Annotated in this window: 15 protein-coding genes; 1 reads left to right on the top strand and 14 read right to left on the bottom strand. The window is 69.7% G+C overall.

The features are described from left to right. Nucleotides 1-7 precede the first annotated feature (7 nt). Together lspA and CW359_RS05035 are read right to left on the bottom strand one after the other, a co-directional pair. Nucleotides 8-580, bottom strand: coding sequence for a signal peptidase II (lspA, locus tag CW359_RS05040; protein WP_105968526.1), 573 nt, complete (start codon nt 578-580; stop codon nt 8-10). A 130-nt stretch (nt 581-710) separates the two neighbouring features. Continuing rightward, nucleotides 711-1628: a TraR/DksA family transcriptional regulator gene (locus tag CW359_RS05035; protein ID WP_105968525.1), complete on the bottom strand. Its 918-nt coding sequence runs from the start codon at nt 1626-1628 to the stop codon at nt 711-713. Between the two features lie 581 nt (nt 1629-2209). Here CW359_RS05035 and ileS point away from each other — a divergent pair. Then, the gene (gene ileS / locus CW359_RS05025) at nt 2210-5359 is read left to right on the top strand and encodes an isoleucine--tRNA ligase (protein WP_105968524.1); all 3150 of its coding nucleotides are present in this window, start codon (nt 2210-2212) and stop codon (nt 5357-5359) included. Between the two features lie 251 nt (nt 5360-5610). Here the strand turns inward: ileS and CW359_RS05020 are convergent, their stop codons facing one another. From CW359_RS05020 to CW359_RS04960, 12 genes are all read right to left on the bottom strand, one after another. Next, a complete protein-coding gene (locus CW359_RS05020; protein ID WP_105968523.1) occupies nt 5611-6879 on the bottom strand; it encodes a DivIVA domain-containing protein in 1269 nt (422 codons plus the stop codon). A 52-nt stretch (nt 6880-6931) separates the two neighbouring features. Beyond that, a complete protein-coding gene (locus CW359_RS05015; protein WP_105968522.1) occupies nt 6932-7222 on the bottom strand; it encodes a YggT family protein in 291 nt (96 codons plus the stop codon). Between the two features lie 49 nt (nt 7223-7271). Further along, nucleotides 7272-7940: a cell division protein SepF gene (sepF, locus tag CW359_RS05010; RefSeq protein WP_105968521.1), complete on the bottom strand. Its 669-nt coding sequence runs from the start codon at nt 7938-7940 to the stop codon at nt 7272-7274. A gap of 129 nt (nt 7941-8069) precedes the next feature. After that, nucleotides 8070-8789 (bottom strand): YggS family pyridoxal phosphate-dependent enzyme, encoded by a 720-nt coding sequence (locus tag CW359_RS05005; protein WP_105968520.1) that lies wholly within the window; start codon nt 8787-8789, stop codon nt 8070-8072. 6 nt (nt 8790-8795) lie between these two features. After that, nucleotides 8796-9533, bottom strand: coding sequence for a peptidoglycan editing factor PgeF (gene pgeF, locus CW359_RS05000; protein WP_198655094.1), 738 nt, complete (start codon nt 9531-9533; stop codon nt 8796-8798). After that, nucleotides 9530-10720 carry a cell division protein FtsZ gene (ftsZ, locus tag CW359_RS04995; RefSeq protein WP_105968519.1) on the bottom strand — a complete coding sequence of 397 codons (1191 nt, stop codon included), beginning with the start codon at nt 10718-10720 and terminating at the stop codon, nt 9530-9532. The genes pgeF and ftsZ overlap by 4 nt, the downstream gene beginning before the upstream one ends. A 276-nt stretch (nt 10721-10996) precedes the next feature. Further along, nucleotides 10997-11815, bottom strand: a complete 819-nt coding sequence (locus CW359_RS04985) for a cell division protein FtsQ/DivIB (protein WP_105968517.1) — start codon at nt 11813-11815, stop codon at nt 10997-10999. 30 nt (nt 11816-11845) lie between these two features. Beyond that, nucleotides 11846-12937 (bottom strand): undecaprenyldiphospho-muramoylpentapeptide beta-N-acetylglucosaminyltransferase, encoded by a 1092-nt coding sequence (gene murG / locus CW359_RS04980; protein ID WP_105968516.1) that lies wholly within the window; start codon nt 12935-12937, stop codon nt 11846-11848. 6 nt (nt 12938-12943) lie between these two features. After that, nucleotides 12944-14314: a putative lipid II flippase FtsW gene (gene ftsW, locus CW359_RS04975; RefSeq protein WP_105968515.1), complete on the bottom strand. Its 1371-nt coding sequence runs from the start codon at nt 14312-14314 to the stop codon at nt 12944-12946. 144 nt (nt 14315-14458) lie between these two features. Beyond that, nucleotides 14459-15901: a UDP-N-acetylmuramoyl-L-alanine--D-glutamate ligase gene (murD, locus tag CW359_RS04970; protein WP_198655093.1), complete on the bottom strand. Its 1443-nt coding sequence runs from the start codon at nt 15899-15901 to the stop codon at nt 14459-14461. After that, nucleotides 15883-16956, bottom strand: a complete 1074-nt coding sequence (mraY, locus tag CW359_RS04965; protein WP_105968513.1) for a phospho-N-acetylmuramoyl-pentapeptide-transferase — start codon at nt 16954-16956, stop codon at nt 15883-15885. Before mraY ends, murD begins: the two co-directional genes overlap by 19 nt. Continuing rightward, nucleotides 16953-18383, bottom strand: coding sequence for a UDP-N-acetylmuramoyl-tripeptide--D-alanyl-D-alanine ligase (locus CW359_RS04960; protein WP_105968512.1), 1431 nt, complete (start codon nt 18381-18383; stop codon nt 16953-16955). The genes mraY and CW359_RS04960 overlap by 4 nt, the downstream gene beginning before the upstream one ends. Between the last annotated feature and the right edge of the window lies 1 nt (nt 18384).

Here is an 18384-nt window from a genome sequence, read left to right as displayed (position 1 = left end):
GGCCCTCTCAGTCCTTGTGGACGGTGCCGTCCGGGTCGAGCCCCTTGAAGGACAGCAGGACGATCAGGATGCCGCCGCAGACGATCGCCGAGTCGGCCAGGTTGAAGACCGCGAAGTGCTTGGGCGCGATGAAGTCGACGACCGCGCCCTCGAAGACGCCCGGCGAGCGGAAGATCCGGTCGGTCAGATTGCCCAGGGCGCCGCCGAGCAGCAGCCCGAGGGCGATCGCCCAGGGCAGGCTGTAGAGCTTGCGGGCGAGGCGGGCGATCACGACGATCACGGAGGCGGCGATGACCGTGAAGATCACGGTGAAGGCCTCGCCCATGCCGAAGGCGGCGCCCGCGTTGCGGATCGCCTCGAACTTCAGCCAGTCCCCGATGATCTCGATCGGCGCGTGGTGCTCCAGCTTGGCGACCACGATCATCTTGCTGACGAGGTCCAGCGCGTACGCCAGCGCGGCGACCGTGAACAGCACGAAGATCCGGCGCTTGCCCCGGGGCCGCTCGTCCGGGGTCTCCGGCCCGTCCCCCGCCGCGTCTGGGATGTCCGGCGTACCGATGATGCGCTCCGCCTCTGCCACGTGAGTCCCTCAACCTAGGTTCCTGACTGAGGACGAGAGTACGACACGCCTCCTGGCACACAGGAGCGCAGGAGGCACACGGCGGCGGATCCGCACCGACTGCGTACCGACCGGCGGGGGCTAGTGGGGGCTAGTAGCGCCGCTCCTGCTTCTGCTTGCACTCGACGCACAGCGTCGCGCGCGGAAAGGCCTGCATACGCGCCTTGCCGATCGCGTTGCCGCAGTTCTCGCACAGGCCGTAGGTGCCCGAGTCCAGCCGCTCCAGGGCCCGCTCGTCCTGGACGAGCATCTCGCGCGCGTTGGCGGCCAGCGCCATCTCGCCCTCGCGCGTGATGTTCTTGGTGCCGGTGTCCGCCTGGTCGTCGCCCGCGCCGTCGCCCGAGTCCCGCATGAGACCCACGAGCGACCGCTCGGATGTCGTTAGCTCGGCACGCAGCCGCAGCACCTCGGTCTGCAGCTCGGTGCGTGCCTCCGCGACCTCCTCGGAGGTCCATGGATCCTCACCGGGGCGTACGGCGAGTTCACCGGGCTCCACCGCCGCGACGATCCGCGCCTTGGGTACCGCGCTGGGCTTCTTCGGCGCCGTGGCCGTGCCCGGAGTCTTCTTCGCAACCACCGTCGTGGCTCCCGTCGTCTTCGCGGCCCGCGCCGCGCCCGCCTTCTTGGCCGTGCTCTTCCTGGCCGTGCGTGTGCCCGCGGCGCTCTCGGAGGCGGCGGCCTTCTTCCCCACGGCTTTCTTCCCGGCGGCCTTCCCGGCCACGCCTTTTCCGGCCACCGCCGTCTTCCCGACCGCCGTTTCGGAAGCCTCGGAAGCCACCGCCTCCTTGGCCGCCGCCTTCCTCACGGCACTCTTCCTCGGCGCGCTCTCCTGCGGAGCGGTCCCCTCGGGGACCGTCTCCTTCGCACCGGCCCGCTTCGCCCCCGACACACCTCCGCGGACGCTCTTCTTGGCGTCCGCCCCCTTGCCAGCGCCGGAGGCCCCCGCAGCCGCGGATCCAGTGGACCTGCCGGACGCCGACTGCTGTACGGCGGTCTTTTTCGCCACCATGGCCGCGGCCCCTTCACATATCGTGATCTTGCTCGCGAATCGTGCTGGGACGATAAATCGACTTGAGTCCCGCGGCAACGGGGCACGCCGCCCGATCCGCCCGCCCCGCCGGTCCCGCGGGGCAAGCCTTCAAGCGTTGTGCCCAGCTCCCCGCCCGGTAATCCGCCGAGCCGGGCGTCCCGGAATGCGGACACCCGACCCTCGCCATTCGGGTGGCTCGGAAACCCGGTCGGCCGCTGTCCGTGGGTCGCCGTACACTGGGCGCAGCGAGAAGCGTGGATGGGGACGAGTAGCGGCGTACGCAGCCCAGAGCGACCCGGGGACGGTGGAAGCCCGGGGGCGAGCGCGACGCGAAGATCACCCCGGAGCCGCCGGAAGAAAGCCGCAGCGAGGCGTGCAGGACAGCCAAGGCGAGTAGACCCGGTATCGCGACCCCAATGAGGGGGCTCATCGGTGCCCAGACAGGCGCCGGAGGGCCAAGGAGGGTGGTACCGCGGGAGTACGCCGTACACGGCGTCCGGAGAATTCCGGCTCTCGTCCCTCCGACGGAAGGCAGAAAGTCCGCCGGAGGAAGCTCGCTGATGACAACGCCGACGTACCGCCAGGTGCCCGCCCAGGTCGACCTGCCCGCCCTTGAGCACGCCGTGCTCGACCTCTGGCGCGAGCAGAAGATCTTCGCCAAGAGCCTTGAGCAGTCCGAGGGCCGCCCCGAATGGGTGTTCTACGAGGGCCCGCCCACCGCGAACGGCATGCCGGGCGCCCACCACATCGAGGCCCGCGTCTTCAAGGACGTGTTCCCGCGCTTCCGCACCATGCGCGGCTACCACGTGGCCCGCAAGGCCGGCTGGGACTGCCACGGCCTCCCCGTGGAGCTGGCGGTCGAGAAGGAGCTGGGCTTCTCCGGCAAGCAGGACATCGAGGCGTACGGCATCGCCGAGTTCAACGCCAAGTGCCGCGAGTCGGTGACCCGGCACACGGACGCCTTCGAGGCGCTGACGACCCGCATGGGGTACTGGACGGACCTCCAGGACCCCTACCGCACGATGGACCCCGGGTACATCGAGTCGGTCTGGTGGTCGCTGAAGGAGATCTTCAACAAGGGCCTGCTGACCCAGGACCACCGCGTCGCCCCCTGGTGCCCCCGCTGCGGCACGGGCCTGTCGGACCACGAGCTGGCACAGGGCTACGAGACGGTCGTCGACCCCTCCGTGTACGTCCGTTTCCCGCTCACCTCCGGTCCGCTGGCCGGCGAGGCCGCCCTCGTCGTCTGGACGACGACGCCCTGGACGCTGGTCTCCAACACGGCGGTCGCCGCGCACCCGGACGTCACCTACGTGGTGGCGACCGACCGCACCGAGAAGCTGGTCGTCGCCGAGCCACTGCTCACCAAGGCGCTCGGCGAGGAGTGGCAGGCCACCGGCCAGTCCTTCACCGGCGCCGAGATGGAGCGCTGGTCCTATCAACGACCGTTCGAGCTGGTCGAGTTCCCGGCGGACGTCCCCACGCACTACGTGGTGAACGCGGAGTACGTGACGACCGAGGACGGCACGGGTCTGGTCCACCAGTCCCCCGCCTTCGGCGAGGAAGACCTCAAGGTGTGCCGCGCGTACGGCCTCCCGGTCGTCAACCCGGTCCGCCCGGACGGCACCTTCGAGGCCGAGGTCTCCCTCGTGGGCGGTGTCTTCTTCAAGAAGGCGGACGAAAAGCTCACCGAGGACCTCCACGCGCGCGGGCTGCTCTTCAAGCACATCCCGTACGAGCACAGCTACCCGCACTGCTGGCGCTGCCACACCGCGCTCCTCTACTACGCGCAGCCGTCCTGGTACATCCGCACCACCGCCGTCAAGGACCGTCTCCTCCAGGAGAACGAGAAGACCAACTGGTACCCGGACACGGTCAAGAACGGCCGGTACGGCGACTGGCTGAACAACAACATCGACTGGGCGCTGTCCCGCAACCGCTACTGGGGCACCCCGCTCCCGATCTGGCGCTGCGAGGAGGACCACCTCACGGTCGTCGGCTCCCGCGCGGAGCTGACCGGCCTCACGGGCACCGACCAGTCGGAGCTGGACCCGCACCGCCCGTTCATCGACGCGGTCACCTTCGCCTGCCCCCAGGACGGCTGCGGCACGACGGCCACGCGCGTGCCGGAGGTCATCGACGCCTGGTACGACTCGGGTTCGATGCCGTTCGCGCAGTGGGGCTACCCGTACAAGAACAAGGAGCTGTTCGAGTCCCGCTACCCGGCGCAGTTCATCAGCGAGGCCATCGACCAGACCCGCGGCTGGTTCTACACGCTGATGGCGGTCGGCACCCTGGTCTTCGACAAGTCGTCCTACGAGAACGTGGTGTGCCTCGGCCACATCCTCGCCGAGGACGGCCGCAAGATGTCCAAGCACCTGGGCAACACCCTGGACCCGATCCCGCTGATGGACCGCCACGGCGCCGACGCCGTCCGCTGGTTCATGGCGGCCGGTGGCTCCCCCTGGGCGGCCCGCCGCGTCGGCCACGGCACGATCCAGGAGGTCGTCCGCAAGACGCTCCTCACCTACTGGAACACGGTCGCCTTCCAGGCCCTGTACGCGCGTACGTCGAACTGGGCCCCGTCCGCGGCCGACCCGGCCCCGGCCGACCGTCCGGTCCTGGACCGCTGGCTGCTGTCCGAACTCCACGCGCTCACCGACCAGGTGACGCAGGCTCTGGAGTCGTACGACACCCAGCGCGCCGGCAAGCTCCTGTCGGCGTTCGTCGACGACCTGTCCAACTGGTACGTCCGCCGGTCCCGGCGCCGCTTCTGGCAGGGCGACAAGGCCGCGCTGCGCACCCTGCACGAGGTGGTCGAGACGGTCACCAAGCTGATGGCCCCGCTGACCCCGTTCATCACCGAGCGGGTCTGGCAGGACCTGGTGGTCCCGGTGACCCCGGACGCCCCCGAGTCCGTTCACCTGGCCTCCTGGCCCGAGGCGGACCTGTCCGCGATCGACCCGGAGCTGTCGAAGCAGATGGTGCTCGTACGGCGGCTGGTCGAACTGGGCCGTGCCACGCGCGCGGAGTCCGGCGTGAAGACGCGCCAGCCGCTGTCCCGCGCGCTGGTCGCGGCGACCGGCTTCGACACCCTGGACCGCGAACTGCACGCGCAGATCACGGAGGAGCTGAACGTCAGCGCCCTGGCCTCCCTCTCGGAGGTCGGCGGCTCGCTGGTCGACACCACCGCCAAGGCCAACTTCCGCGCCCTGGGCAAGCGGTTCGGCAAGCGCGTCCAGGACGTGGCGAAGGCCGTGGCGAACGCGGACGCGGCGGCGCTGTCCCTGGCCCTGCGCGAGGGCACGGCGTCGGTGGAGGTCGACGGCGAGACGGTCACGCTCGCGCCGGACGAGGTCATCATCACGGAGACCCCGCGCGAGGGCTGGTCGGTGGCGTCCGACTCGGGTGCGACGGTCGCCCTCGACCTGGAGATCACCGAGGAGCTGCGCCAGGCGGGCCTGGCCCGTGACGCGATCCGCCTGATCCAGGAGGCCCGCAAGAACAGCGGCCTCGACGTGGCCGACCGCATCGCCCTGCGCTGGACGTCCACGGACCCGGCGGTGACGGCGGCCCTGACCGAGCACTCGGCCCTGATCGCCGACGAGGTCCTGGCAACGGACTTCGCCGCCGACGAGGCGGACGACACATACGGCGACCCGTTCGCCGACGAGGGCCTGTCCCTGACGTTCCGCCTGCGCAAGGCATAGCAGTTGGCAGTACCAAGAAGGCCCGGTCCCCGAGCTGTTCGTCGGGACCGGGCCTTCGGTGCTACTAAAACCGCCGTAGTACAGCGCCCCGTAAGGGGCGCGGGGAACTGCGCGACCAGCCCCCACCGGGCCCGCAGCCAAAAACCCGCCCACCCCGCGGAGCGCAACGCAACGCAAAAGGGCGGGGCCCCGGATGAAAATCCGGGGCCCCGCCCTGAACGCCGCCGACGCCTAAGGCGTACTAAAGGCCGTCAGTTGTCGTCCTCGTCGATCAGGAAGCCGCGCATCGGCGAGGGAGCCTGGCCCATCGGGGACGGACCCTGGGGCCGGACCGGAGCCATGGGCTGGGTCATGGCCGGAGACATCTGCTGCTGACCGCCGTAGGACGGGGCGGCCGGGCCGGGACCCATGCCACCGCCCATGCCCTGACCCCCGCCGTACGACGGCGCACCGGCGCCTGCCGGGGCCATCGAGGGCGCCGGGGACGGCGGCAGGGAGGCCGCGGCCGGAGCACGCGGCGGGGCCAGCGAGTCGTCGGCCTGGGTCTCCAGCTGACGCAGCTGCGACTCCAGGTAGGACTTCAGACGGGTGCGGTACTCGCGCTCGAAGCCGCGCAGATCCTCGACCTTGCGCTCCAGCGTGGCACGGGCGGACTCCAGGGAGCCCATCGCGACGCGGTGCTTCTCCTGCGCGTCCCGCTCCAGAGCGTCGGCCTTGGCACGGGCGTCGCGCTCCAGGCCCTCGGCGCGGCTGCGAGCCTCGCCGACGATCTTGTTGGCCTCGGAACGGGCCTCCGCGATGGCCTGGTCGGCCGTCTGCTGGGCCAGCGAGAGAACACGCGCGGCGCTGTCGCCGCCGGGACCCTGACCGGGGCCGCCCATCGGGCCACCCATGGGACCGCCCATCGGGCCGCCCATCTGCTGCATCTGACCCTGCATCTGCTGACCGGGCATCTGCTGCATCTGGCCGGGCATGCCGCCCTGGCCCATCTGACCCTGCATCGGGCCCTGACCCATGGGGCCACCCATCTGACCCTGCATCGGGTTCTGACCCATGGGGCCCTGACCCATCGGGCCGGGACCCTGCGGACCACCCTGGCCACCGGGGCCGGGGGGCAACTGCGGCGCGCCGCTGGGCAGCTGGGGCGGGCCGCCCATGGGGCCGCCCATCTGCTGCTGCGGCGGGCCCGATATGCCGGCGGGCACCGGGCCGCCCGGTCCTCGCATGCCCTGCTGGGGCATTCCCTGCTGAGGCATGCCTTGCTGGGGCATGCCCTGTTGCTGCATACCCTGCTGCTGATCCTGTTCGGGAGGCTTGCGCATGCCCTGCTGCTGGTTCTGCGCGGCGGCACGGGTGGCGGCGGCCAGCTTGGCGCGCAGATCCTCGTTCTCGCGGAGCAGGCGGGTCAGTTCGGCTTCGACCTCGTCGAGGAAGGCATCGACCTCGTCCTCGTCATAGCCTTCTCGGAGGCGGACGGTCGTGAACTGCTTGTTCCGCACATCCTCAGGGGTCAACGGCATCTCTTCACCTCAACGTAGTCATCGGCAGTCGGCAAGACCGTATCGTCCACAGTCACCTCGCGAGATTGGTCACGACGGTGATCAGGATGTAGACGATGATCATCAGAACGAAGAAGGACAGGTCAAGTGCCACGCCCCCGAGACGCAACGGCGGGATGAACCGCCGCAGAAGCTTGAGCGGTGGATCAGTGACAGTGTAAGTGGCCTCCAGAACGACCACCATCGCCTTGCCGGGTTGCCACGAGCGGGCGAACTGGAAGACGTAATCCATGACCAACCGGAAGATCAGCACGATGAGGAAACACATCAGCGCGACGTAGAGCACTTGTAGAACCACGCTCATGATCCGTGCTTCCCTCTCCCCTGTTCGTTACTGCTGCCTGGCCCTGCTATCAGCTCTGGTTGAAGAACCCGCCCTCTGCGATGCGGGCCTTGTCCTCCGCCGTGACATCGACGTTAGCAGGCGACAACAGGAACACCTTCTGCGTCACCCGCTCGATGCTGCCGTGAAGACCAAACACCAAACCGGCCGCGAAGTCGACAAGTCGCTTCGCATCTGTGTCATCCATCTCAGTGAGATTCATGATCACAGGAGTGCCCTCACGGAAGTGTTCCCCGATGGTACGGGCCTCGTTGTAGGTCCGGGGGTGGAGCGTGGTGATCCGGTAAGGCTCTCGTTCCGACACGACCTTGGGCATGATCACCGGTGCGTTCTTCTCCAGGCTTTGACGTTCTTGTGTGATGGACGCCACGGGCGCGATCCGCGCCGGACGCCCGGATTCCGCGCCCAGCGAAGCGGAATGAGGCACCGGATCACGTGGTGCCGACGGCTGCACCACTCGTACCGATTCGTCCCTTTGGGACTGATGCGACTGGTGCGGTTGGTGGGACTGGTGCGAACCGTGCTGCTGGTGCGAGGGCTCACGCCGCCGCAGGTCGCGCTCGGGCTCGGGGTCCAGTTCGGGTTCGAAGTCGTCATCGGGGTCGAAACCCCGGCCGTCGTACCCATCGTCCTCCACGAGGCCGAGGTAGACCGCCATCTTGCGCATCGCGCCGGCCATGCTCCGAGTCCTCCGCTCTGTGGTGGATCGACTGACGAATGCCGAGTGCCCGCGATCCACGAGGTCGTTATGACCGCCCATCGGCGGTAATGACCATATTTTCTGCTGTGGTCCGACTTCCTGGCGACGTTACCCGAGCCTGGGACGGACTCCGAGTACCGCACTGCCGACGCGCACATGTGTCGCCCCGGCCGCCACGGCCTGTTCGAGGTCCGCACTCATCCCTGCGGACACCATGTTCGCAGCCGGATGCGTGCGGCGCATAGCAGTCGACAAATCCATCAGCCGCTCGAACGCCGCAAGTTCACGTCCGGCGTACGGTCCGGTCAGTGGTGCGACGGTCATCAGTCCGTCCAGCCTGAGCCCCTCGGCCCCGGCCACGAGGTCGGCCAACTCCCCGATCCCGCCCGGCCCCACACCCCCTCGCGCACCGCGCCCGCTCTCCTGCGCGTCGAGCGCGACCTGGATCAGACAGCCCACCTCGCGGCCGGTCCGTACCGCCTCTTTGGACAGCGCCGAGACCAGCCGGTCCCGGTCCACGGACTGCACGACACCGGAGTAACCGACCACGGAACGCACCTTGTTGGTCTGCAGCTGGCCCACGAAGTGCCAGGTGAGCGGCAGATCCGCGCAGGCCTCGGCCTTGGGGGCCGCGTCCTGGTCCCGGTTCTCGGCCACGTGGCGCACACCCAGCTCGCACAGGATCCGCACATCGCTCGCCGGGTAGGTCTTGGTGACGACGACCAGCGTCACCTCCTCGCGCTTACGGCCAGCCGCCGAGCAGGCCGTCGCGATCCGCTCCTCCACCACCGCCAGATTCGCGGTGAGTTCGCCTCTACGGTCCGTCATGTCCTATCAGTCCAGCCAGACATAGCCTGCGAGCCGCCCGGTCGTCCGGTCGCGGCGGTACGAGAAGTGGTCGGCGGACTCCCGGGTGCACACCGGCGACCGCTCCCGGTCGCGCACCCCGAGCCGCTCCAACTGCGCGTGCACTCCCGCGACCACGTCGACCGCCGGGGTGCCCCAGCTCGTCTCGGCGTACGCGGCGGGTTCGACGGCGGCGACGTCGGCGCGCATCTCCTCCGGGACCTCGTAGCAGCGTCCGCAGACGGCGGGGCCGGTGCGGGCGACGATCCGGGTGGGGTCGGCGCCGAGCGATTCCATGGCGTCCACGGCGGCGGGGACGATTCCGGCGATCATGCCGGGCCGGCCCGCGTGGGCCGCGGCGACCACTCCGGCGACCGGGTCGGCCAGCAGGACGGGGACGCAGTCGGCGGTGAGGACGGCGAGCGCGAGGCCCCTGACGGCGGTGACGAGGCCGTCCACCGGCGGGGTGACCGGGGTGGTCCACGGGCCGTCGACCTCTGCGACGTCGTTGCCGTGCACCTGGTTCATCCAGACCACCCGCTCCGGGTCGAGACCCAGGGACTTGGCGGCCAGTTCACGGTTCGTGCCTACGGCGTCCGGGTCGTCGCCGACCGCTCCGCCGAGGTTCAGCTCCGCGAACGGAACGGCGCTCACCCCGCCCCACCGGTCGGTGAAGGCGAAGTGCGCGCCGCTCGCGTCGCTCGTTGCCGAGCGCTGTCCTATCACTTCAGGAAGTCCGGCACGTCCAGCTCCTCGGCCGCGCTGTCCGAGTAGGACCGGGACGGCGGGACCGGCGGGGAGACCGGGAGTTCGCTGACCGGCTCCGGGGCGGATGCCTGCGTCTCCCTCGGCGTGACGCTGCCGAGCGAGCCGAAGGACGGACGGCTGTCGGCGGACCGTACCGGCGTCGGTTCGTCGCGCTTGGCGCCGGCCGAGCCGAGGATGTTGTCGCGCTTCGGCGGCGGCTGGCCCCCGTCGAAGCCGGCCGCGATGACCGTGACCCGGACCTCGTCACCGAGGGCGTCGTCGATGACGGCGCCGAAGATGATGTTGGCCTCGGGGTGCGCGGCCTCGCTGACCAGTTGGGCGGCCTCGTTGATCTCGAACAGGCCGAGGTCGGAGCCGCCGGAGATGGAGAGCAGGACGCCCCGGGCGCCGTCGATGGAGGCTTCGAGGAGCGGCGAGGAGATCGCCATCTCGGCAGCCGCCACCGCGCGGTCGTCGCCACGGGCCGAACCGATGCCCATGAGGGCCGAACCCGCCTCGGACATCACGGACTTGACGTCCGCGAAGTCGAGGTTGATCAGACCGGGGGTGGTGATCAGGTCGGTGATGCCCTGAACGCCGGAGAGCAGGACCTGGTCCGCCGACTTGAAGGCGTCGAGGACCGAGACCTGGCGGTCCGAGATGGACAGCAGGCGGTCGTTGGGGATGACGATGAGGGTGTCGACCTCTTCGCGGAGTTCCGCGATGCCGTCCTCGGCCTGGTTGGCCCGGCGCCGTCCTTCGAAGGTGAAGGGACGGGTGACCACGCCGATCGTGAGGGCGCCCAGGGAGCGGGCGATGTTGGCCACCACGGGTGCGCCACCGGTGCCGGTGCCGCCGCCCTCGCCGGCCGTCACGAAGACCATGTCGGCCCCCTTGAGGACCTCCTCGATCTCCTCGCGGTGGTCCTCGGCCGCCTTGCGGCCGACGGCCGGGTTGGCACCGGCGCCGAGTCCGCGGGTGAGTTCGCGGCCGACGTCGAGCTTGACGTCGGCGTCGCTCATCAACAGCGCCTGCGCGTCGGTGTTGATGGCGATGAACTCGACGCCCTTCAGACCGACCTCGATCATCCGGTTGATGGCATTGACACCACCGCCGCCGACACCGATGACTTTGATGACTGCGAGGTAGTTCTGCGGTGCTGCCACGTCGAAGGCCTCTCGCCTCGAGTTACGTGTCGCCGCCTCGCGGTGCCGCGAACCGACAACTCATGCCGAAGTGGGACGGTCCGAACGCCGACCCGAACCCTAACGTTGAAGTTTAGGGTTACCAGTGTGTCTGTTCCTTGGACTCTTCCGAACAGGACACTAAGTCGACAAGTGGCGCACGTTCAACGAACACGCCGAACCTCCCGTTTTTCTTTTCACCCTATGTGATCAGCCATAGCGATGCCCAACCAGGGTGCTGGCCTGCACGGACAGGCGTCAACTCCCCGCTGACGCAGGGGCGGTGGGAACGCTCACGTCGAAGTGCCGCGCCCCTGGAGCTGCTTTCATGAGGGCGGTGAGCGCACGGGCCTTCGCCGCGCCCTGCTCGCCGCTCCCCCATGCGACGGTCCGGCCGCCGCCCAACTCCAGCGAGATGGAGTCGTACGAACGGACCTTGACGGCTTTGGTGAGCCGCGCGACGGCACTCGGCAGATCGCCCGCCACCCGCACCGCCTCGCGCACCAGCCGGTCGCTGCCGAAGCGGCGCACACTCGCGCCCTGTGAACCGGTCCGGGACAGCGTCAATTCCAATGCGGGTACGCCTTCCGGGGCGCGGGAAACCGTCGCGAATCGCACGCCTTTAGCGTCCACTTCGACATACTTGCCCCCATTCCCGCTGCTTTCGACAATCAGAACCGGGGTACGTTCGACCACTTTCAGGCCGATTCCGTGCGGCCAGGATCGAGTGACCTCAACCGAGTCAATTCGGGGCAATTTCCTGAGCAGTCGGGACTCAATGGCTCCGGTGTCGACGGAAACGAGCGGATCCCCGACCGGAACGTCGGCGGCCTCGCGCACCTGTGCCTGCGTCAGCACCCCGGTCCCCGACACCGACACGCGCTCCACGCGCGTCCACCGGGAGCCGTAGAGCACCCAGAGGACGCCTCCGAGGAGGACGAGCAGGGCGAGGGCCAGGATGACGATCGTACGAAGCCTGCGCGGCCCCAACCGCCGCAGGAGGCCCGGCAGGCGGGGCGGGCCGGAGGAGGTGCCCTGCTGTCGTTCGCCACGTTCGGCAGTCGTCGCTCCGGCCACTGGCCCCTGCCCGCCTTCCCTCGTCGTCGCCTATCGGTGGCGCGAGGCGATCGCCTCGTACACCATGCCGACGAGCAGGTCGTCGGCGTCCCGGCGGCCGAACTCGCTGGCGGCGCGGGACATCTCGTACAGCCGGTGGGGGTCGGCGAGGACGGGCAGGACGTGTCGCTGCACCCACTCGGGCGTCAGGTCCGCGTCGTCGACCAGGAGTCCGCCGCCGGCCTTGACCACCGGCTGGGCGTTCAGCCGCTGTTCGCCGTTGCCGATGGGCAGCGGGACGTAGGCGGCGGGGAGCCCGACGGCGGAGAGTTCGGCGACGGTCATCGCGCCCGCGCGGCAGAGCATCATGTCGGCAGCGGCGTACGCGAGGTCCATCCGGTCCACGTACGGTACCGGGATGTAGGGGGGCATCCCCGGCATCTGGTGGACCTGCGGCAGTTCGTTCTTCGGGCCGACCGCGTGCAGCACCTGGATCCCGGCCTGCTGGAGGTACGGCGCGACCCGCTCGACCACCTCGTTGAGGTGCCGGGCGCCCTGCGAGCCGCCCGAGACCAGCAGCGTCGGCAGACTCGGGTCGAGCCCGAACGCGGCGCGCGCCTGCGGGCGTACGGCGGCGCGGTCCAGGGTGGCGATGGAGCGGCGCAGCGGGATGCCGATGTAGCGGGCGTCCCGGAGCTTGCTGTCGGGCGTGGAGACGGCGACCTGGGCGGCGTACCGGGAGCCGATCTTGTTGGCGAGGCCGGGGCGGGCGTTGGCCTCGTGGACGACGATCGGCACACCGAGGCGCTTGGCGGCGAGGTAGCCGGGCAGGGCCACGTAGCCGCCGAAGCCGACGACGCAGTCCGCCTTGGTGCGCTCCAGGATCTGCTCGGCGGCCTTGATGGTGCCGCGCAGCCGCCCGGGGACGGTGATCAGTTCGGGGGTGGGCTTGCGCGGCAGCGGGACCGCCGGGATCAGCGCCAGGTCATAGCCCCGTTCGGGCACGAGCCGGGTCTCCAGACCGCGTTCCGTGCCCAGGGCCGTGATCCCCACGGTGGGATCCTGCCTGCGCAGGGCGTCCGCGAGGGCGAGCGCGGGCTCGATGTGGCCGGCGGTCCCCCCACCGGCGAGTACGACATGCACCGAAATTCACCGCTCTCCGGACGTACGCGCCGCCGAGGCACGCCGTCGCATCGTGTTCCATCTCCGGGGGCTCCGATCGGACACCGGACCCCCGGCCCCCCGTTTTCTACCAAAGCGGGGTTGCCGCAACGAAAGCGCCGCCCGCGCACCCGGTTCGTCGCGGGCGAAGGCGATCAGCAGTCCGACGGCGAACATGGTCGGCAGCAGGGCGGAGCCCCCGTAGGAGAACAGCGGGAGCGGGACACCGGCGATCGGCAGCAGGCCGAGCACCGCACCGATGTTGACCACCGCCTGAGCGGTGATCCAGGTCGTCACGCCTCCCGCGGCATACCTCACGAAGGGGTCCTCCGTGCGTCCGGCCACGCGGATACCCGCATAGCCTAGGGCCGCGAAGAGGGCGAGCACCGACAGCGTCCCCGCCAGGCCCAGTTCCTCACCGGTGACGGCGAAGATGAAGTCGGTGTGCGCTTCGGGGAGTTGCCCCCATTTTTCCACACTCGCGCCGAGCCCCGACCCGAACAGGCCACCGGAGGCGAGCGCGTAGATCCCGTGCACGGCCTGCCAGCAGGAGTTGGCCCCGGTGCCGGGTTCGGTGGCGCCGATGCACTGGAAGCGGGCCATGCGGTTGGGGCTGGTCTTGATGAGGACCATCCCGATGAACGCGGCGACGGACAGCACGCCGACGAACAGCCGCGTGGGCGCCCCGGCCAGCCAGAGCAGCCCGAACAGTACGGCGGTGAGGATGATCGCCGTCCCCATGTCGCCGCCGAGCATGATCAGCCCGAGCAGCATGAACGTCACGGGGACGAGCGGCACCAGCATGTGCTTCCACTGCGTGAGCAGCCGCTTGTCCTCTTTCCGGGCGATCAGATCGGCGCCCCACAGCACCAGCGCGAGCTTGCCGAACTCGCTGGGCTGGATGAGGAAAGAACCGCCCAGGGAGATCCAGTTCTGGTTGCCGTTGATCGACACCCCTATCCCCGGCACCTGCACGAGGATCATCATGAAGACGGACCCGGCGAGGATCGGATAGGCGAGCGCCCGGTGCAGTTTGACCGGCATCCGCGAGGCGGAGAACAGCAGCACCCCGCCGATCGTGGCGGCGAGCAACTGTTTGCGGAAGAAGAAGGTCCCCGGCTTGGAGAGCTGCAGCGCGGTGATCTGGGAGGCCGAGTAGACCATCACCAGCCCGAGCACGGTGATCAGCAGCGACCCACCGAGGATCACGTAGTAGGCGGTCAGGGGGCGGTCCCAGGCGCGCTGGATACGCCGGTGGAGGGCGCGTACGGGATTGTCACGGGGCGGCCGGGGAGCGGCGGGCCGCCGAACCCGAACGGCCCGCTGAACAGGCGCACGACCGGTACGGCTACTGGGCATCGCAACCCCCCGCACAGCCGCGCCCCAAAGGGGCGCGGGGAACTGCGCGACCAGCCCCCACCGGCCCGCAGCGAACAAACCGCCGAATCCCCGTCACGCGTCCCTCCAAGGGCTCCCGAAGGCACCGCGGCCAAGGACCGACCGTCAGGTCCCCGTACCGAGTTCGCGAACCGCCTGCGCGAACGCGTCACCGCGTTTGTTGTAGTTGGCGAACATGTCCATCGACGCACAGGCAGGCGCCAACAGCACCGTGTCCCCGGCACCGGCCAGGCCCCGCGCCGAGCGGACCGCCGCGAGCATCGCCCCAGTGTCGGTCCGGTCGAGGTCGACGACGGGTACCTCCGGCGCGTGTCGCGCGAGGGCTTCGCCGATGAGCGCCCGGTCGGCGCCGATCAGGACCACCCCGCGCAGTCGCTTTGCCGACTTGGCGACCAGCTCGTCGAAGGTCGCGCCCTTGGCGAGCCCGCCCGCGATCCACACGATCGACTCGTACGCCGCCAAGGAGGCCTCGGCCGCATGGGTGTTGGTCGCCTTGGAGTCGTCGATGTACGCGACCCCGTCCACATCGGCCACGTGTGCGATGCGATGGGCGTCCGGGGTGAAGGCCCGCAGGCCGTCCCGTACGGCCTTCGCGGGCACCCCGTAGGCACGCGCGAGGGCAGCCGCGGCAAGGGCGTTGGCGATGTTGTGTGGGGCCGGCGGGTTGACGTCCGCGACCTCCGCCAGCTCCTGCGCGTTCCGCTGCCGGTTCTCGACGAAGGCCCGGTCGACCAGGATGCCGTCCACGACGCCGAGTTGGGACGGTCCGGGCGCCCCGAGGGTGAACCCGATCGCCCGGCACCCCTCCTCGACGTCCGCGCCGCGCACCAGGTCCTCGGTGGCCTTGTCGGCGGTGTTGTAGACACAGGCGACCCGATTGCCCTCGTAGATACGGCCCTTGTCGGCGGCGTACGCCTCCATGGAGCCGTGCCAGTCGAGGTGGTCGGGGGCGAGGTTCAGGACTGCGGCGGAGTGGGCACGCAGGGAGGGCGCCCAGTGGAGCTGGTAGCTGGACAGTTCGACGGCCAGGACGTCGTGGGTCTCCTCGCCGAGGACCACGTCGATGATCGGGGTGCCGATGTTGCCGACCGCGGCCGTACGCAGGCCCGCCGCGCGGAGGATCGAGGCGAGCATCTGGGTGGTGGTCGTCTTGCCGTTGGTGCCGGTGATCGCCAGCCAGGGGGCTGGTTCTCGACCGTCCCGGCCGCGCAACCGCCACGCGATCTCCACATCACCCACGACATCCACGCCCGCCTCGGCCGCCGCCGCGAACAGCGGTGAACTCGGCTTCCAGCCGGGCGAGGTGACGACGAGTCCGGTCCCCTCGGGCAGCGTCTCCGCGTCGCCGAGGCGGACCTCGACGCCCTCCAGGGCGGCGGCGCGTTCCCGGTGGGCCTCGGAGTCGCCGCCGTCCACGACGGTGACGACTGCGCCGAGGGCGGTCAGGGCGCGGGCGGCGCTGATGCCGCTCACGCCGAGGCCCGCGACGGTGACGCGCAGGCCCTTCCACTCGCTGCCCTGACCGGATGTCACTTGTCGGCCGCCCATCCCGCGTAGAAGATGCCCAGTCCGACGATCACGCAGATGCCCTGGATGATCCAGAAGCGGACCACGACAAGGACCTCGGACCAGCCCTTGAGCTCGAAGTGGTGCTGGAGCGGGGCCATTCGGAACACGCGCTTGCCGGTGAGCTTGAAGGAGCCGACCTGGATGACCACCGACATGGTGATCAGCACGAACAGGCCGCCGAGGAGCGCCAGCAGCAGCTCCGTACGGGAGCAGATCGCGAGGCCGGCGAGCGCGCCGCCCAGGGCCAGTGAACCGGTGTCGCCCATGAAGATCTTGGCGGGCGACGTGTTCCACCACAGGAAGCCGAGGCAGGCACCCATCAGGGCCGAGGCGACGACGGCGAGGTCCAGTGGATCTCGTACCTCGTAGCACGCGGCCGGGTTGGTCAGGGTCACCGCGTTGGCGCAGGACTCCTGGAACTGCCAGACGCCGATGAACGTGTACGCGCCGAAGACGAGGACGGAGGCGCCGGTGGCGAGGCCGTCCAGACCGTCCGTCAGGTTCACGCCGTTCGACATCGCGAGGATCATGAAGAGTGCCCAGACGACGAACAGCACCGGACCGATCGTCCAGCCGAAGTCCTGCACGAAGGAGAGCTTCGTGGAGGCCGGCGTGTTGCCGAGGCTGTCCTTGAACTGGAGCGAGAGCACCGCGAAGGCGATACCGACGGTCAGCTGGCCGGCCATCTTCGCCTTGGCCCGCAGACCGAGCGAGCGCCGCTTGACGATCTTGATGTAGTCGTCCAGGAAGCCGACCAGGCCCATGCCGCCCATCAGACCGAGCACGAGCAGCCCGGAGAAGGTCGGCGGCTTGCCGGTGATCACCTTGGACAGGAAGTACGCGGCGAACGTCGCCAGGATGAAGGCGATACCGCCCATGGTCGGCGTACCGCGCTTGGCGTGGTGCTCGCGCGGGCCGTCGTCACGGATGTACTGGCCGTAGCCCTTGCGCGCCAGCAGCTTGATCAGCAGCGGGGTGCCGATCAGCGTCAGGAACATTCCGATGACGCCCGAGAAAAGGATCTGGTTCATCATCGGGCGGCGACCTCACCCTCGACGCCGCCGACGAGCAGCGCCTGCGCCACCCGTTCGAGCCCGACCGACCGGGACGCCTTCACGAGCACGACATCCCCCGGGCGCAGCTCGCTGCGCAACAGGTCGACAGCCGCCTGTGCGTCGGACACGTGCACCGACTCCTCACCCCACGAACCCTCGTTATATGCGCCCAGTTGGAGCCAGGACGCTTCCCTGCCCCCGACCGCGACGAGCTTGCCGACATTGAGCCGGACGGCGAGCCGTCCGACCGCGTCGTGCTCGGCGAGCGCCTCGTCCCCCAGCTCGGCCATCTTGCCGAGCACCGCCCACGTACGGCCCCCCTTCGCCTTTGAGGCTGAGCCCATGGCAGCGAGCGCGCGCAAAGCCGCTCGCATGGACTCGGGGTTCGCGTTGTAGGCGTCGTTGACGATCGTCACGCCGTCCGGGCGCTCGGTGACCTCCATCCGCCAGCGGGAGAGGGAGCCCGCCTCGGAGAGCGCGGTGGCGATCTCGTCTGCGGACATGCCCAGCTCATGGGCGACGGCGGCGGCGGCGAGCGCGTTCGACACGTGGTGCTCACCGTACAGGCGCATGGTCACGTCGCTTGCACCGGAGGGTGTGCGGAGCCTGAAGGCGGGCTGTCCCCTGTCCGTGAGTCGTACGTTCTCGGCGCGTACGTCCGCTTCGCCGGACTCTCCGAAGAAGATCACCTTCGCCTGTGTTCGAGCCGCCATCGCGCGTACGAGGGGATCGTCGGCGTTGAGGACCGCGGTGCCGCCCTCTGCCGCCGGGGGCAGTGCCTCGACGAGTTCGCCCTTCGCTTGTGCGATCTGCTCGCGTCCGCCGAACTCGCCGATGTGGGCGGTGCCGACGTTGATGACGAGGCCGATCTTCGGGGGCGTCAGTTCCGTGAGGTAGCGGATGTGACCGATGCCGCGGGCGCCCATCTCCAGGACCAGGAACCTGGTCTCCTCGGTGGCGCTGAGCGCGGTCAGCGGCAGCCCGATCTCGTTGTTGAGGGAGCCGGGCGTGAAGACGGTCGGCGCCTTGTGCCGGAGCACCTGGGCGATCAGGTCCTTGGTGCTGGTCTTGCCCGCGGAGCCGGTGAGGGCCACGAGGGTCGCGCCGAGCTTCTGGACCACGTGCCGGGCGAGGGCGCCCAGCGCCCGCTGGACGTCGTCCACGACGACCGCGGGCACCCCGACGGGCCGGGAGGCCAGTACGGCGACCGCGCCCGCCTCGACGACCTGGGCGGCGAAGTCGTGGCCGTCGACGCGCTCGCCGGCGAAGGCGACGAAGAGGCTGCCGGGCTCCACCTCACGGGAGTCCCTGACGACCTGTCCGGTGACCCGGACCGACGGATCCGGTATGTCGTACGTCTGCCCGCCGACGACTGCTGCGATCTCGGCGAGGGAGAGGGCGATCACA

It is taken from the genome of Streptomyces geranii (genome assembly GCF_002954775.1).
Taxonomy (GTDB): Bacteria; Actinomycetota; Actinomycetes; order Streptomycetales; family Streptomycetaceae; genus Streptomyces; species Streptomyces geranii.
Note: the sequence above shows the minus strand (reverse complement) of the source record. Positions and strands in the feature narration are given on the sequence as shown.

What these genes read in the sequence shown, in the direction of transcription:
- CW359_RS05015 (WP_105968522.1), bottom strand. Translation starts at nt 7,222, where the DNA reads ATGAGCGTGGTTCTACAAGTGCTCTACGTCGCGCTGATGTGTTTCCTC.
- sepF (WP_105968521.1), bottom strand. Translation starts at nt 7,940, where the DNA reads ATGGCCGGCGCGATGCGCAAGATGGCGGTCTACCTCGGCCTCGTGGAG.
- CW359_RS05020 (WP_105968523.1), bottom strand. Translation starts at nt 6,879, where the DNA reads ATGCCGTTGACCCCTGAGGATGTGCGGAACAAGCAGTTCACGACCGTC.
- CW359_RS05035 (WP_105968525.1), bottom strand. Translation starts at nt 1,628, where the DNA reads ATGGTGGCGAAAAAGACCGCCGTACAGCAGTCGGCGTCCGGCAGGTCC.
- ileS (WP_105968524.1), top strand. Translation starts at nt 2,210, where the DNA reads ATGACAACGCCGACGTACCGCCAGGTGCCCGCCCAGGTCGACCTGCCC.
- ftsW (WP_105968515.1), bottom strand. Translation starts at nt 14,314, where the DNA reads ATGCCCAGTAGCCGTACCGGTCGTGCGCCTGTTCAGCGGGCCGTTCGG.
- mraY (WP_105968513.1), bottom strand. Translation starts at nt 16,956, where the DNA reads ATGATGAACCAGATCCTTTTCTCGGGCGTCATCGGAATGTTCCTGACG.
- murD (WP_198655093.1), bottom strand. Translation starts at nt 15,901, where the DNA reads ATGGGCGGCCGACAAGTGACATCCGGTCAGGGCAGCGAGTGGAAGGGC.
- CW359_RS05005 (WP_105968520.1), bottom strand. Translation starts at nt 8,789, where the DNA reads ATGACGGACCGTAGAGGCGAACTCACCGCGAATCTGGCGGTGGTGGAG.